Source organism: Chitinimonas sp. BJB300 (assembly GCF_002735695.1).
In the GTDB taxonomy this organism is placed as follows: Bacteria; Pseudomonadota; Gammaproteobacteria; order Burkholderiales; family Chitinimonadaceae; genus Chitinimonas.
Window position 1 is genome coordinate 1 of sequence record NZ_PDZH01000010.1, and the last position, 15,374, is coordinate 15,374.

Annotated in this window: 11 protein-coding genes and 1 pseudogene; 7 read left to right on the forward strand and 5 right to left on the reverse strand. The window is 56.9% G+C overall.

The features are described 5' to 3' along the window. From CSQ89_RS02885 to CSQ89_RS02895, 3 genes are all read right to left on the reverse strand, one after another. A partial coding sequence (locus CSQ89_RS02885) for a transposase (protein ID WP_143747047.1) occupies nt 1-523 on the reverse strand: 523 nt, incomplete at its 3' end. A gap of 151 nt (nt 524-674) precedes the next feature. Then, complete coding sequence (locus tag CSQ89_RS02890) at nt 675-935, reverse strand: hypothetical protein (RefSeq protein ID WP_308418108.1); 261 nt, start codon at nt 933-935, stop codon at nt 675-677. A 99-nt stretch (nt 936-1,034) separates the two neighbouring features. After that, entirely contained in the window at nt 1,035-1,829 is a 795-nt protein-coding gene (locus CSQ89_RS02895; RefSeq protein ID WP_099404692.1) for an alpha/beta fold hydrolase, read from the reverse strand. Between the two features lie 204 nt (nt 1,830-2,033). Between CSQ89_RS02895 and CSQ89_RS02900 the strand changes: the two genes are divergently transcribed. From CSQ89_RS02900 to CSQ89_RS22840, 7 genes are all read left to right on the forward strand, one after another. After that, nucleotides 2,034-4,169 carry a putative bifunctional diguanylate cyclase/phosphodiesterase gene (locus tag CSQ89_RS02900; protein ID WP_158228882.1) on the forward strand — a complete coding sequence of 712 codons (2,136 nt, stop codon included), beginning with the start codon at nt 2,034-2,036 and terminating at the stop codon, nt 4,167-4,169. Nucleotides 4,170-4,215: 46 nt separating this feature from the next. Then, nucleotides 4,216-7,647, forward strand: a complete 3,432-nt coding sequence (gene mfd / locus CSQ89_RS02905) for a transcription-repair coupling factor (protein ID WP_099404730.1) — start codon at nt 4,216-4,218, stop codon at nt 7,645-7,647. 176 nt (nt 7,648-7,823) lie between these two features. Next, entirely contained in the window at nt 7,824-8,276 is a 453-nt protein-coding gene (locus tag CSQ89_RS02910) for a peroxiredoxin (protein WP_099404694.1), read from the forward strand. A gap of 171 nt (nt 8,277-8,447) precedes the next feature. After that, nucleotides 8,448-9,851: a PhoH family protein gene (locus CSQ89_RS02915; RefSeq protein WP_099404695.1), complete on the forward strand. Its 1,404-nt coding sequence runs from the start codon at nt 8,448-8,450 to the stop codon at nt 9,849-9,851. A 502-nt stretch (nt 9,852-10,353) separates the two neighbouring features. Further along, on the forward strand, nt 10,354-11,124 hold the full coding sequence (locus tag CSQ89_RS02920) for a ParA family protein (RefSeq protein WP_099404696.1): 771 nt from the start codon (nt 10,354-10,356) through the stop codon (nt 11,122-11,124). Then, nucleotides 11,124-12,023, forward strand: coding sequence for a tetratricopeptide repeat protein (locus CSQ89_RS02925; RefSeq protein WP_099404697.1), 900 nt, complete (start codon nt 11,124-11,126; stop codon nt 12,021-12,023). The genes CSQ89_RS02920 and CSQ89_RS02925 overlap by 1 nt, the downstream gene beginning before the upstream one ends. Nucleotides 12,024-12,175: 152 nt before the next feature. After that, nucleotides 12,176-12,478, forward strand: coding sequence for a hypothetical protein (locus CSQ89_RS22840; RefSeq protein WP_186293360.1), 303 nt, complete (start codon nt 12,176-12,178; stop codon nt 12,476-12,478). On the opposite strand, the pseudogene CSQ89_RS02930 reads toward CSQ89_RS22840, so the two are convergent. Next, nucleotides 12,405-12,950, reverse strand: a pseudogene (locus CSQ89_RS02930) (IS5 family transposase); the annotation flags it as partial. The gene CSQ89_RS22840 and the pseudogene CSQ89_RS02930 sit on opposite strands and share 74 nt — an antisense overlap. Before the next feature lie 103 nt (nt 12,951-13,053). Further along, nucleotides 13,054-15,372 (reverse strand): Tex family protein, encoded by a 2,319-nt coding sequence (locus CSQ89_RS02935; RefSeq protein ID WP_099404698.1) that lies wholly within the window; start codon nt 15,370-15,372, stop codon nt 13,054-13,056. Nucleotides 15,373-15,374 lie beyond the last annotated feature (2 nt).

Sequence of the window (15,374 nt, forward strand, 5' to 3'; positions counted from 1 at the left end):
ACGGCGACCAGTTAGCAGGCATGGCGCGTTCTTGAATCATGGCTTTCTCTTCCCGACTCACCGACTGCTTCGGGACTTGCACGATGCTGGCATCCACCATCTGACCACCGCGTGCAATATAGCCATGCTTGGCTAACTGCCGATTGGCCGCCTCAAAGAGGCTGTCACTCGCACCTGCGGCAATGAGCCGCTCCTTGAAGGTCCAAATGGTGGTACGGTCTGGAATCTGGCTGCTACTGCGTAGACCGACAAAGCGCTGGAAACTCAGGCGATCCAGCAACTGGAATTCCATCTGCTCATCGCTGAGGTTGAACAATTGCTGAACCAGCAGTACCCGAACCATTAATTCGGTCGGAAACGGCGGCCGGCCGCCGCGGGCGCGGCTGGGTCGAGGCGCTGCTCGGTCAATGTCTGCCGCCAGTGCGGTAAAATCGACATGGGTCCCCAGGACCTTCAGCGCATCGCCCAGCTGATCAAGCTTGGCTTCACGTTCTTCACTGGCAAACAGACTGGATTTGATCATGATGGGAGGGCTGACTTTCGGATGTCAGAATCATGCCATGGATGGAAGGTTTTTCGAGGTGCCCTTTGGTTTGGTTACGGCGATACCTACCTGGGCTGCGACAAAGTGCTGTAGCTACTCATCAGGTTGCGGTCAGCACCAAACCACGTCATCAATTGGGCGCCGGCCGCCGACATACTATCCCACGCCGCGTTACGGGTGATGTCGTTGAAGGTGCCTTTGGGCCCTTCTCAAAGCTGGTGGTGAGGATGGTGGGCAGCTTGAAATATTGAGCCATGTCCGCCAATGCCAGCACATTGTTTTTGAATTTGTCAGGATCAATGTCCCGCACCAGCGACAGCAGGCCAGTCTGATGATCAATCAGCAGCACGGCTGCGTTATTCTTATCGAGACGGACGTAAGGCTTGGTCATGGTAATGTTTCATATGGGCAGGTTGTGGCGCCGGGCACCGTTTGCTCATTCCATTGGGCAGCCTTGTGGGCCTGGCTGGAATAAGCGCTATAGATTGGGTTATGAATGAATTGCCGCTTTGACTGCATTGGCAGCCATGGCCGGGTTTTCAAATGGGAACAGATGGCCGCCTTCGACTTCCTGCAAGCGGATACCGAAATGACGCCGCATGCTCTGCAAGTCAGCTTTCCTTACATAGTTGGACCGGCTGCTGCCAATAAACGTCGTCGGTACTTTCAACATACCGCGGTAGTGTGGGAAGTTGTGTGGCAAACCACAGTAAATACCGTATTCGACCTCGGGACTAAACTTAAGGGTAACGCCATTGGCGCTCATGACGGTGCCTGCTGTAACGTAGTCACGCAGGCATTCTGGGTCGAAATTGGCAAACATGCCGCGGCCGCTGAAGTGCTGATAAGCCGCTTCCTCGTCGGGCCAGTCACGCCGGCGCGTACGCGTACCGCGGCCTGGGGTGATGCGATCAATAAAACCCAGTCGTTTGCCCAACCACAACAGGCTGGATACACGCCGGCTGAATATCGGCGAATCCAGTAGCACAAGGCTGCGAAATAAATCCGGTCGGCGCAATGCACACATGAACGACACAAAGCCGCCCAAGGAATGGCCGACGGCAATCACCGGTTGGTTATAACGCGACGCAATAAACGCGACAGACTCATCAATCAACGCAGGCCAGCAATCACTGACGGGATAGTCGGGATTGTGACCCAGCATCTCCAAAAAACCCACGTCATAGTCGGCTTCAAAATAGCTTAAGAATTTACGGTAGCTGCCCGCGGGAAAGCTATTCGCGTGAGAAAAGTGCAGGGCAAGTTTGCTTGAGTTGAGGGTCATAGTACTTTATATATTATTCGATCAATCGCTTGCTTGCTACGGCAGATGACTATCGTATCAACACAATGTCCGATAGTTTTTCTTATGCTCGGGAAGCCAACTATGATATGAGCCATGGGATCAAACGGAAGCAAACCGTTGCCGAACCTTCAGCCACATCAAAATACTGCAGTAACTGAAAAGTTACGTCAGGCAATCTGTAGTGTGGCCGATCTCAAAAGCCCGCTTGAAGATGTCGCTGCCCTCTACAAACACGCCTGTAATGCATTGGCTCTCACACCCGGCATCAACCTGGTTGGTGTCGTGCTCGTTGCACTAGAGAACCAGCCACCCACAATAACTTTCATGTCAGGACCAGCACCTGGTGTTGATCAAACACTACTGGCCAGCCACCTGCTGACGATTGCTCAAAACACGGGCCAGACAGACGACCAGCATGTCTATGACGACCTCGAGAACACAACCATCCCCGTCCACCAAGCCCTGCGCGCGCAAGTCGGTATCAATGCAATAGTCGTACTGCCCTTGTCTTGCAAGGGAAAACCGTTGGGGTGGCTCATCATCGGCAGCGATGTGGCGGCATTCTTCAAAGCTGAATGTCTCGCCCTGCTGCGCACACTCACGGATACGATTGCTGAAAAATGGCATCAACAGCACCATATGGCACGGCTTTACCTGCTGAATCGCATGGTGGACCGGGTCAGCGACGGTGTCATCGTCACCGACAAAAATACGGTCATCATGGCCGTCAACCCCCGTTTTTGCACGATCACCGGGTACAGTGAAGAAGAAGTAATGGGCCGCAAGCCTTCGCTACTTGCCTCAGGCCGACATAACCCCGAATTCTTTGAAGCCATGTGGCAACGGCTGATTCAACTGGGCCACTGGCGGGGGGAAATCTGGAATCGCCGCAAGAATGGCGAGGTATACCCCGAATGGCTGACCATCTCGGCGGTATGCGACGAAGCGGGTGTGGTTGAAAACTACCTGGCGGTGTTCAGTGACCTGAGCGAATGGATGGAAGCAGAACATCGAATTCGTGAACTGGCCTCGGTTGATTTGCTCACCGGGTTGTTGAATGCCGACGCTTTCCGAAAACGGCTGGCGGTCTTGCTGAAAGAGGCACGCAGCCGTAAGGAACGCGCCGCGATTGCGGTACTCAGCCTCAGCCGCTTGCGCGTCATCAATCAAGTATATGGCCGTGAAATGGGCGATCGGTTGCTGAGTGAAATAGGTCAGCGCATCCAGTCGCTTGGCTTGAAGGGGGCCTTGCTCAGCCGTCTTGGCGGCGATGAATTCGGCGCGGTTGTGCCCGGTATACAAACCCGTGAAGATGTGATGTACGTTGGGCGTCGCCTCTCGTCTTGCTTCAATGCCCTGTTCACCCTGAATGGCGACACCATACTGATTCGGCCCAGCATCGGTGTGGCGTGCTTTCCCGAGCATGGCGAAGATGCCGTCACCGTACTGGCCCATGCCACGGTGGCCATGCACCGCTGCAAGCAGGAAGGCACCGAAGCCGTACGGATGTATACCCCGGATCTCTCCCACGAAGCCTGTGCGCCATTCGAGTTGGAGCAGGACCTACGTAGGGCAATCGACAACAGCGAGCTGTGGCTGGCCTATCAGCCACAGATAGACATGCACACGGGTGCCGTCATCGGCATGGAAACCTTGGTGCGTTGGACCCACCCCGTCCTGGGTGGTATCTCACCCGCCAAATTTATCCCGGTCGCAGAAGAGTCCGGGCTCATCCTCCCCATCGGCGAATGGGTATTGGCCGAGGCCTGCCGCACTGCCGCCCTGTGGAACCAAGGACGGGAGTCCCCACTGCGCGTGGCTGTTAATGTCTCGGCCGTGCAATTCCAACGCCAGAATTGGCCCCGGTTGGTGGAAAAAATTCTGAGCCATTGCGATCTGGACCCCGCTTACCTGGAGCTGGAAGTCACCGAAAGCGTCGTGATGCGGAATATCGATGCTGTCGCCAATCGGTTGCGTGCGCTCAAACTACTGGGTGTGCAGTTGGCAATCGATGACTTCGGCACGGGATATTCCTCGTTGGCCTACCTGAAACGACTGCCTATCGACAGACTGAAAATCGACCAGAGTTTTGTGCGTGGCCTGCCTGGCGACAGTGGCGACGCCGCCATTTGCCGGGCCATCATTGGCTTGGCCGGCAGCCTGGGCTATTCCATCATTGCCGAAGGCGTGGAGACAACCGAACAAGCCAAATGTCTATCGGGCATGGGTTGTGTTGAGGCACAGGGTTGGCTGTATGCCCGCGCCATGCCTGCCCATGAGTTTACTGAATGGTTGGACAAACACAGCCAAGCGCGCTAGCCGGGCTATAATCGACCGCTTCTGCTGCTACCCGCTTGTCCGCACCATGCCGCTGCTGCCCTTTTCTGCCCTTCCTCCCGCCGGACAACGTACTCGACTGGCCCTGCCTGCGGGCTCCAGCGATGCCAGCCTGCTTGCTGATCTGAGCGGCAAGGCGCGGCCCTTATTGATATTAAGCGCCAATGCACAGACCGCTGCCCGTCTCAAAGACGAGATCAGCTGGTTTGTGCCAAACAAGACCGTTGTCCTGCTGCCGGACTGGGAGACGCTGCCCTACGACAGCTTTTCGCCACACCACGACCTGATTTCCGAACGCCTCGCCACCTTATGGCAGATACGCCAGAACGAAGCCGATGTCGTCATCGTGCCGGTGCAAACGGCATTGATGCCGCTACCGCCGGTGGAATACCTGGCTGCCTACACCTTTTTGCTGAAGGCCAAAACCAAACTGGACGTGGAGAAACTACGGGCCGACCTGACCTTTGCCGGCTACAACCATGTGACCCAAGTCTACGGGCCGGGCGAGTTTTCGGTCCGTGGCGGCTTGATCGACCTCTTCCCCATGGGGTCCCCCCTGCCCTACCGGCTGGATTTGTTCGACGATGAAATCGACTCCATCCGCACGTTTGATGTCGATACCCAGCGGTCCATCTACCCCGTGTCGGATATCCGCCTGCTGCCGGCAAGGGAGTTTCCACTTGACGACGGCGGCCGCGCCAAGTTCCGCTCGCGCTTTCGGGAGGTCTTTGAGGGCGACCCCAGCAAGTCGCGGGTGTACAAGGATATTTCCAACGGCCTGATTCCACCGGGTGTGGAGTACTACCTGCCGCTGTTCTTCGACCGTACCGCCACCCTGTTTGACTACCTGCCGGCGGACACGCTGCTGGTGCAGCACGGCGAGCTGATGCAAGCCTGCGAGCATTTCTGGACCGACACCAACAGCCGCTACAAGATGCTGGCTGGCGACAAAGACAAGCCATTACTGCCGCCTACCGAGCTCTTTACACCTATCGATCAGTTCTTTGCCCTGATGAAGCCCTATCGGCGGCTGGAACTGAGTAACGATGGCCCTGCGGTTGAAAATGCGACAGAAACAGCGTGGCGCGAAGCCAGCGTGGCATTACCGGACCTGCGCGTAGACAGGCGTGCCGACAACCCCATTACCAAGTTGAAGGCCTTTGTCGGCGGCTTTGACGGCCGTATCCTGCTGCTGGCCGAATCAATCGGGCGGCGCGAAACCCTGAGCCAGTACTTTCAGGAATACGGACTGCCTACCAAACTGATCGAGGCGTGGGGCGATTTCTTCGGCCGGCACGACAAGATTCTGCTGGGGGTCTCGCCGCTGGCGAATGGCTTTATCGCCGGCAAGGTCGCGTTGATTACCGAGTCCGACCTCTATGGCCATAGCAGCTCGCTCAGCCGGCGCAAAGCACAAAAACGCAGCAATACCGAGAGCATGCTGCGCGACCTGTCCGAGTTGAAGATCGGCGACCCGGTGGTGCACGAACAGCACGGAATCGGCCGCTACAAGGGCTTGGTCAGCATGGATTTAGGCGAGGGCAACACCGAAATGTTGCACCTCGAATATGCCGGCGGCGACACCTTGTATGTGCCCGTGTCGCAACTGCATGTCATCAGCCGCTACGCCGGCGGTGCGGAAGACAGCGCCCCACTCCACAAGCTCGGTTCCGGCCAGTGGGAAAAAGCCAAGCGCCGCGCTGCCGAGCAGGTGCGCGATACAGCTGCCGAACTACTGAACCTGTACGCCCGCCGTGCCGCGCGGGAGGGCTATGCCTTTGGCTTCAAACCCCATGATTACGAAGCCTTCGCAGCCGGCTTCGGCTTTGAAGAGACACCCGACCAAGCTGGTGCGATTGAAGCGGTGATTGTGGACATGACTTCCGGTCAGCCCATGGACCGCCTGATTTGTGGTGATGTTGGTTTTGGCAAAACCGAAGTCGCCCTGCGGGCGGCCTTCGTGGCCGTCGCCGATAGCAAGCAGGTGGCTGTACTGGTGCCCACCACGCTGCTGGCCGAACAGCATTTCCAGAACTTTTCCGACCGATTCGCCGATATGCCTGTACGGATCGCCGAACTGAGCCGTTTTCGCTCCAAGAAAGAAGTCGACGCCGCCGTTGCCGGGATGGCATCGGGCAGCATCGATATTGTCATTGGCACCCACAAGCTGGTGCAGAACGGCATCCACTTCAAGAACCTGGGCCTTGTCATCATTGATGAAGAACATCGTTTTGGCGTGCGCCACAAAGAACAGCTAAAAGCCTTGCGCAGCGAAGTCGATGTACTGACCCTGACCGCCACGCCGATTCCCCGTACCCTGGCGATGTCACTGGAAGGCCTACGGGATTTCTCGGTAATCGCTACCGCCCCTTCCCGCCGGCTCGCGATCAAGACCTTCGTGGCCAATTGGAGCGACGGCGTAATCCGCGAAGCGGTGTTGCGCGAGCTCAAACGCGGTGGCCAAGTGTTCTTCCTGCATAACGAGGTGGACACCATCGCCAATATGCATGAACGACTTGCAGCCTTACTACCAGAGGCGCGTATCGGTGTGGCCCATGGCCAGATGCGTGAGCGGGACCTCGAACAGGTGATGCGCGACTTCAACCAACAGCGCTTCAACGTCCTGCTCTGTACCACCATTATCGAAACCGGCATCGATATCCCGAATGCCAACACCATCATCATGAACCGAGCCGACAAGTTTGGGCTGGCGCAGCTACACCAGATGCGTGGCCGGGTCGGTCGATCGCACCACCAAGCCTATGCGTATCTGTTGGTGCCCGATATCAAGTCCCTCACTGCTTCGGCACAAAAGCGACTGGAAGCGATTCAGCAGATGGAAGAGCTGGGCTCGGGCTTTTATCTTGCCATGCATGATCTGGAAATCCGCGGCGCAGGCGAGGTGCTAGGTGACGACCAAAGCGGTGAAATGCAGGAAATCGGCTTCTCACTTTACTCAGCCATGCTCAATGAGGCCGTCAAGGCCTTGAAGAAAGGCATCGAGCCCGACCTGAATGCACCCCTCGGTGTCGCGACGGAGATCAATCTGCACAGCCCTGCACTGCTGCCGGTAGACTATTGCCCCGATGTGCACGAACGGCTGGTGATCTACAAACGCCTCGCCAACTGCGGCAGCAACGACGACCTGGATGACATGCAGCAAGAGTTGATCGACCGTTTCGGCCTGCTGCCCCCACCCGGCAAGATCCTGTTCGATTGCCATCGTTTACGCCTGCAGGCCAAGCCGCTAGGTGTCATCAAGCTCGATGCCTCGGAAGTCGCCATTTCAGTGCAGTTTGCCCAGCAAAACAACATCGACCCGATGAAAGTCATGAAGCTGATTCAAACCAAACGCAACTATAAACTCGCCGGCCCGGACAAGCTGCGTGTAGAAAGCGCCCTGCCCGACCCGGCCATTCGCGCGGTGCGAGTGAAGGAGCTACTCAACGAACTGGTGTAAGCCAATCCTGCAAAACAGGTGTCGAAATCAATTAAATCGCAACAGCCAGAAATCGACCCACTCCAATCAAAACAATCACTTCCGCGCCAACCCTGGCGTTGGCATGAAATCATCACCCCCGTCTTCTTGAATGCGCAGGGGTTTTTAACCACAATCAAATCAAACCGGAGGACGTAATGACTGCAGCCCCTGCGCTGTCCCTGCCCATGACCGGCAACCAGACTTTTGATACCACCGCACTCATCGGCACCCCCTACGTGCTCTATTTCTACCCTAAGGACAATACCCCTGGCTGCACAGCACAAGGCAACGATTTTCGCGACCAGCACGCTGCCTTTTCAGCGGCGGGGGCCAAGGTATTCGGCGCCAGCCGGGACAGCCTCAAGTCACACGAGAACTTCAAAGCCAAGATGGGTTTCACTTTCGAATTGGTGTCTGACCCGGACGAAATCCTCTGCGAAGCCTACGGCGTGATGAAAATGAAGAACATGTATGGCAAGCAAGTGCGCGGCGTGGAACGGTCCACCTTCGTGATTGACGCCAAGGGACACATCATCAAGGAATGGCGCGGGGTAAAAGTCCCCGACCATGTGAGCGAGGTACTGAGCTACGTGCAGAGTATGAAATAAGTGAAACGCCCGTCCCCTGTGACGGGCGTTTTGTTTTTCGGGCCGCTTGCACGGCGGCCTCCATAACAGCACTGTGAAGAACTGCACCGTATTAGCCAGCAACAGTGCGGTTTTAGCGGTGTTTATGCGAAGTCGGGTCCGTCCCGACCTATCACTAGCCCGAGGAAGACTATGGCCGCCGACCGTAAAGCCAAGAGCACCAAACTCTTTGTGCTGGACACCAATGTGCTGATGCACGACCCAACCAGTATGTACCGCTTTGAAGAGCACGACATCTGTCTTCCTATGGTGACCCTGGAAGAGCTGGATGGTCACAAGAAGGGCATGAGCGAAGTCGCACGCAATGCCCGTCAGGCTAGCCGCTTTCTCGATGAGATTGTCAGTGGCAAGGAAACCCAGATCGGCGACGGCGTCTCGCTGGAAGTACCATCAAAGGGGATGGCCCACGGTTATCTCTTCCTGCAAACCCAAGCCACCAAGATTGAACTGCCGGCCGACCTACCCGTAGGCAAAGCCGACAATCAGATCCTGACCGTGGTCATGCAGCTCGCGCAGCAGCAACCAGAGCGCGAAGTGGTATTGGTGTCCAAAGACATCAATATGCGCATCAAGGCGCGGGCCCTCGGGCTGGCGGCCGAAGACTACTTCAACGACCAGGTGCTGGAAGACACCGACCTGCTCTACACCGGCGTGCGTGAGATCGACCAGGGATTCTGGGAAAAAAACGGCAAGGACATGAAGAGCTGGCAGGAAGGCGGCCGGGCGTTCTACCAGCTTCATGGCCCCGATTGCGGCGGCCTGCTGTTGAATCAAATGATATGGCAGGAAGGCGAAAAACCTTTCCTTGCCATGGTGAAGTCCATTGACGGCAAGACAGCTGTCCTGGAATCGATCAAAGACTATAGCCATCCCAAAAACGCGATTTGGGGGATCACCGCACGAAATCGTGAACAGAATTTCGCCATCAACCTCCTGATGAATCCCGATATCGATTTCGTCACACTGCTGGGCCAGGCCGGCACCGGTAAAACCCTGCTGACACTGGCATCGGCTTTGATGATGACGCTGGAAGAAAAACGCTATACCGAGATCATCATGACGCGGGTGACTGTACCGGTCGGTGAGGATATCGGCTTCCTGCCCGGGACCGAGGAAGAGAAAATGGCGCCCTGGATGGGGGCATTGGAAGACAACCTTGATGTACTCAACCAAACCGACGGTGAGTCAGGTGAATGGGGCCGGGCTGCCACGCGTGACCTGATTCGTTCACGCATCAAAGTGAAATCGCTCAATTTCATGCGCGGGCGCACCTTCCTGAACAAATTCCTCATCATTGATGAAGCGCAAAACCTGACGCCCAAGCAGATGAAGACCCTTATCACCCGTGCCGGCCCTGGCACCAAGGTGGTCTGCCTCGGCAACATCGCCCAGATCGACACGCCTTACCTCACCGAGGGCTCATCGGGCTTGACCTATGTCGTAGACCGCTTCAAGGGTTGGGGCCATTCAGGGCATATCACGCTACAACGCGGCGAACGTTCACGCCTAGCCGACCACGCCGCTGAAGTGTTGTAAACCACCGCGCCCAGCCCTGCGTCTTATCAGACGCAAACTTTCCGGCTGGGCGTATTCATGCCTATAGTGGTCAACGCCAATTGGCTTAATTTGACTGCGCCAACTCACCAATAAACGGGGGGTACCCGCAGCCTCGGCCGGCCCTAAGCACCTGTCTATGATCTGTAGCGAGTAGTCGTCAGCGGGGTGAAGCGCAGTGGAGAAACCAGAATGTACTTTGGTACATGATGATTTCGAGCAGCACATGAACTCTGATCACGGCTACGCAATATGAGCATGAACAGGTTCTAAGAACCTGACTAAAGTCTCGCGAGCTAGAGCAAGATAAGGCAAAAACAGCTGAGGAAGCGGAGTTTACAAGTGGTAAATGAGCATTCCGAGGGTGTTTTCAACGCCATATTGCCGACGCGCAGCTGACTATAAACAGGTTCTAAGGGCTCCCTTTGTTCAGACCCTGACACCAGGCCTTTGATTAGCGTCACACCAGGACAAACCAGACTCTATGACCATCATTGCAGTCTTTAATCAAAAAGGCGGGGTGGGAAAGACCACCACCACGGCCAATCTTGCCGCAGCCATGGCGCGTAATGGTTTGACCCCCCTGGCGATCGACCTCGACCCGCAAGCCCATCTGACCGCGATGTCAGGCCTAAAACCGAAGGTGGAGCGCACCGTCTACAGCTTTTTCCAGCAACACACGCCCCTGTCCGAACTGGTCACCCAACTCCCCAACCAGGTCAATCTGATTCCATCCCATATGGAACTAGCCAAGGTCGATATGCTGCTGAGCCAAAACCGCCGCGATCTGCGACGACTCAAAAAAGCGATGCAATTGGAAATGCTGTCGGCCGCCGGTACGCCGGTGCTGATCGACTGCTGCCCCATGCTGGGCGTGCTGTCCTTATCCGCGCTCATCGCCGCTGATGTGGTGCTCGTGCCGGTAACCGCAGAATACCTGGCCATGAACGGGGCACTGCAATTGGACCAGACACTGAACGGCTTAACGTCAAAAGGCCTGCACCGCCCCCGCAAGGTGTTCATCAATCGATACCAGCGCGGGCAGATTACCTCCGAGCACGTCGCCACGGAGTTAACCCGCCGTTATGGCCGCGACTTCTGCCGTACCCGGGTGTTCGAAAGTCAAAGCGTCATGGAAGGTAGCGGTAAAAACCTGGATGTATTCAGCTATGCGCCCGACTCAGAAAGCGCTGAGGACTTCAGCTATCTCCTCGACGAATTGGTGGAAAACCGATTCATCCGGACCGCCTGCTGATGCGAGGTGTCTGGCTACCCCTACTGCTGGCAACTCATGTCGCTGCCACCGATATCGACGCGCTTTGGAACAACATGCAGCCAGAGGAAGCTGAAAAACAGCTGCGCCAAGCCATCAACAAGGCAAAGCAGGCCGGCGATCAATTTACCGCCAATGAAGCACTCACCCAGCTCGCGCGTGCGCAAGGCTTGCAAGGGCGGCTGGACGAAGCCCAGGCCACGTTGGATCAGGTACGGGACGTGCTGTCAGACCAGTCCCCCACGCTGAGCCTGCGGTATTCCCTCGAACGGGGCCGTCTATGGCAAGCCGCCGGAGATCGCCAAAAGGCGTGGCGTTGGTTTCACGGCGCTTATGTTCAGGCCACACAGCAACAACGTGATTTCTTTGCTATCGACGCCATGCATATGCTGGCCACTGTTGACGAGCGCAGCGCCCTGGACTGGCATCACAAGGCCATCAACACCGCCGAAAAAAGCCGCGACCCACGCAGTCAATACTGGCTGGGCACGCTCTATAACAATCTGGGCTGGATTTTCTACGACCAGAAAGACTATTCCCGGGCACTGGAATACCTGCAACGTGCCCAAGCCTGGCACGAGGTGCGCAAGACGGGCAAACCGCTCCTGATGGCGCGCTGGAGCGTCGCCAAATTGCACCGGGTGATGGAACAACCTGACATCGCGCTACCCCTTCAACTGGCCCTGGAAAAAGCGTGGCAGCAAACCGGCGAGGAAGATGGTTACGTCTACGAAGAGATTGGCGAAAATCTGCTGGCCTTGGGCCAGAATCAAGAAGCACGTCCCTATTTCAACCGCGCCTTCCTCGTCTTGGCTAAAGACCCGTGGCTGGTCAAGAATCAAGCTGAAAGACTGCGGCGCATGTATCAACTGTCCCAATAGCGGCGCGCAATACGCCCGCCCAGCAGAAAATAGACAAACTGACTTATATACTTACGGTGAAGCCCAGCCCCTATTTGGCGAGATGCCGTACGCGTTCGTTATCACACAGCCTGCCGTAAAGCCGCGCAACAAACGAATGGATAGGAGTTGTTATGTGCTATCGAAACGGTTTCTCATGGCTGCGGCAAATCCTTCTGACGATGGCTCTATGCCTAGCCCACCTTGCACCGCTGGCAGCAGCCCCTCAAGAAGTCCATCTCGTCACATCAGTCTATCCACCCTACTTTGGGCCTGATCTACCCAACGGTGGCGTGATTACCGAAATTGTACGGGAAGCTTTTCGTCGAACCGGCTACAACGCCAAGCTGGAATTCCTGCCCACTCGCGCTGCACTTTGCGATGTTTACGTGGTGGAACAACGGCTTGCATACCCTGCTTGTGGGCTTGCTCAATGATCGCGTCGCGATCCATGAGCAGGCTATGAGCCGTCAACCCTTCGATCAACGTGCTTGCCTGGGTACAATCAGCGGTGGTGCCTGACGTCAGCAGAATGCGGATTGGCATGCCGTGCGCATCTACTGCCAGATGTAGCTTGCTATTGAGCCCCCTTTTGTCACACCCATCGCCTGATTGCCGCCACACGCTCCGGCCGCGTCGGGATGAACCTTGATGTGGGAAGCATCAATCATCAGCCATTCAACGTCCGGGTCGGTTATCAACTGTTCGAGCAATTTCCCCCAAACTCCCTTGTCACGCCATCGACAAAAGCGTCAATGCGTGTTTTTCCAGCCTCCCACAGATCGGGTGGAAGATCTCGCCATGGGGTTCCGGTACGCAAAATCCAGAAGACGGCATTGATAAACAATCGGTTATTGTTTGCCCCCCGCCCCCGTCACCTCGCCGCCCCAGCAGATGAGGCTCCAGCAAGCATTAAAAAAATAGGCTCGACCTTGCAAGTAGAATATTTCTATGCATTAGGAGAACACCCCGCCAACGCGGGGTGTTTTGTTTTACTACCTCAGCTAACGGCCTACTTCCGTTTCAATGCAGCAAAAGCCGCCGCCATGGCATTGTCGCCGGCGGGAGCCGGCTTGCTCTCCGTACGCTGGCGGGTTGGGTTGACAGGCCGCTCAGCTTGGGCAGGCCGGCCACTGCCTGCCGCACCGGGCTGGTCTTCCAGGCGCATGGTCAGGGCAATCCGCGCGCGCTTTACGTCGACCTCCATCACCTTTACCCTGACCACGTCACCGGCCTTGACCACATCTCGCGGGTCTTTGACGAACTTGTTCGCCAGCGCCGACACATGCACCAAACCATCCTGATGCACACCGATGTCCACGAATGCGCCAAACGCCGCCACATTGCTGACCACGCCTTCCAGAATCATGCCCAGGCGCAAGTCTTTGATGTCTTCCACCCCTTCTTGGAAAGTCGCGGTCTTGAATTCCGGGCGCGGGTCACGACCCGGTTTGTCCAGTTCAGCCAGAATGTCTTTCACCGTTGGCAGGCCGAAGCGTTCGTCCGTGAACTCAGCGGCATTCAGTTGCTTGAGGAAGGAGGAATCACCCAGTACCGACTTCATTTCACGCCGGCTCTTGGCGAGTATCTTCTCCACTACGGGATAGGCCTCCGGGTGAACTGATGAGGCATCGAGCGGATTGTCACCGTTCATGACCCGTAAAAAACCAGCGGCCTGCTCGAACGTCTTTTCGCCCAATCGTGGCACCGCCTTCAACGCGGCGCGGCTGGCAAATGCGCCGTGCGTATCGCGATGTGCCACGATATTGCCGGCCAGCGTCGGCGTCAGCCCCGATACCCGTGCCAGCAAAGCACTAGAGGCCATATTCACGTCCACACCCACGGCATTCACGCAATCTTCCACAACCGCATCGAGTGAACGCGCCAACTCGCCCTGGTTCAAGTCATGCTGATACTGGCCCACACCGATGGCTTTCGGGTCGATCTTGACCAGCTCGGCCAAGGGGTCTTGCAAGCGGCGAGCGATCGATACTGCGCCACGCAGACTGACATCCAGCTCGGGGAATTCCTTGGCCGCCAATTCAGATGCCGAGTAAACCGACGCCCCGGCTTCCGACACGACAATCTTCTGCATCTTGAATTCCGGATGCAGCTTGATCAGCTCGGCTGCCAGCTTGTCGGTTTCGCGGCTGGCGGTGCCATTGCCGATGGCAATCAACTCCACCTTGTGGGCGGCAGCCAGCTTGGCCAGCTTATGCAAACTGCCATCCCAATCATTACGCGGTACATGGGGGTAGATTGTGTCAGTGGCGACCAGCTTGCCGGTGTTGTCGACCACAGCCACCTTGACACCCGTGCGCAGACCGGGGTCCAGGCCCAGCGTGGCGCGCGGGCCGGCGGGCGCTGCCAGCAGCAGGTCCTTTAGATTGCTGGCGAATACCTTGATGGCCTCCACTTCAGCTGCTTCACGAATCCGGTTGGTGAGTTCCACCTCCAGCGAGAGAAAAATCTTCGCCCGCCAAGCCAGCCTCACACCATCGAGCAGCCAACGGTCGGCCGCCCTACCCTGGTCGCGGACATTGAAGCGCAACGCCACACGCCCTTCGCCGACGCTTTGCCGGCCTGGCGCAAGGTCAGCATCTTCGGGCAGCGCCAGGGTGAAATTGAGGATGCCCTCGTTACGGCCGCGCAAAATCGCCAGCGCACGATGCGAAGGCGTCTTGGCCAACGGTTCGCGATGGTCGAAATAATCGGCGAACTTGGCACCTTCTTCGCGCTTGGCTTCGTCGGCCAAGCTGACGACCAATTCGGCGCGACTCCACAGCAATTCGCGTAGCTCACCCAAGAGGCCCGCGTCTTCAGCGTATTGCTCGATAAGGATATACCGTGCGCCATCCAATGCGGCTTTTACATCCGGCACAGCTTTTTCTTCGCTGACATACGCTGCAGCTTCCGTCTCGGGGTTCAGCACGGGATTCGCCAACAAGGCTTCAGCCAATGGGGCAAGGCCTGCTTCGCGGGCAATCTGGGCTCGTGTGCGGCGCTTTTGCTTGTAGGGCAGATACAAATCTTCCAGGCGCTGCTTGTTGTCGGCGCTCAGGAATGCTGCGTGCAACTCGGGCGTCAGCTTGCCTTGCTCCTGCACCGACGAAATCACCGCCACACGGCGATCTTCCAACTCGCGCAAGTAGCGCAAGCGCTCTTCCAGCAAACGTAGCTGAGTGTCATCCAAGCCGCCGGTAACTTCTTTGCGGTAACGGGCGATAAAGGGGACGGTGGCGCCTTCGTCCAACAATGTCACAGTTGCCGCCACCTGATTGGGACGGCAGTTCAATTCCTGGGCAAGGCGGTTTTCGATGGTAGGTAGCATGG

Bases quoted from the DNA above. Each gene is read 5' to 3' on its own strand.
- CSQ89_RS02890 (WP_308418108.1), bottom strand. From the start codon at position 935: ATGACCAAGCCTTACGTCCGTCTCGATAAGAATAACGCAGCCGTGCTG.
- CSQ89_RS02895 (WP_099404692.1), bottom strand. From the start codon at position 1,829: ATGACCCTCAACTCAAGCAAACTTGCCCTGCACTTTTCTCACGCGAAT.
- mfd (WP_099404730.1), top strand. From the start codon at position 4,216: ATGCCGCTGCTGCCCTTTTCTGCCCTTCCTCCCGCCGGACAACGTACT.
- CSQ89_RS02910 (WP_099404694.1), top strand. From the start codon at position 7,824: ATGACTGCAGCCCCTGCGCTGTCCCTGCCCATGACCGGCAACCAGACT.
- CSQ89_RS02915 (WP_099404695.1), top strand. From the start codon at position 8,448: ATGGCCGCCGACCGTAAAGCCAAGAGCACCAAACTCTTTGTGCTGGAC.
- CSQ89_RS02920 (WP_099404696.1), top strand. From the start codon at position 10,354: ATGACCATCATTGCAGTCTTTAATCAAAAAGGCGGGGTGGGAAAGACC.
- CSQ89_RS02925 (WP_099404697.1), top strand. From the start codon at position 11,124: ATGCGAGGTGTCTGGCTACCCCTACTGCTGGCAACTCATGTCGCTGCC.
- CSQ89_RS22840 (WP_186293360.1), top strand. From the start codon at position 12,176: ATGTGCTATCGAAACGGTTTCTCATGGCTGCGGCAAATCCTTCTGACG.
- CSQ89_RS02935 (WP_099404698.1), bottom strand. From the start codon at position 15,372: ATGCTACCTACCATCGAAAACCGCCTTGCCCAGGAATTGAACTGCCGT.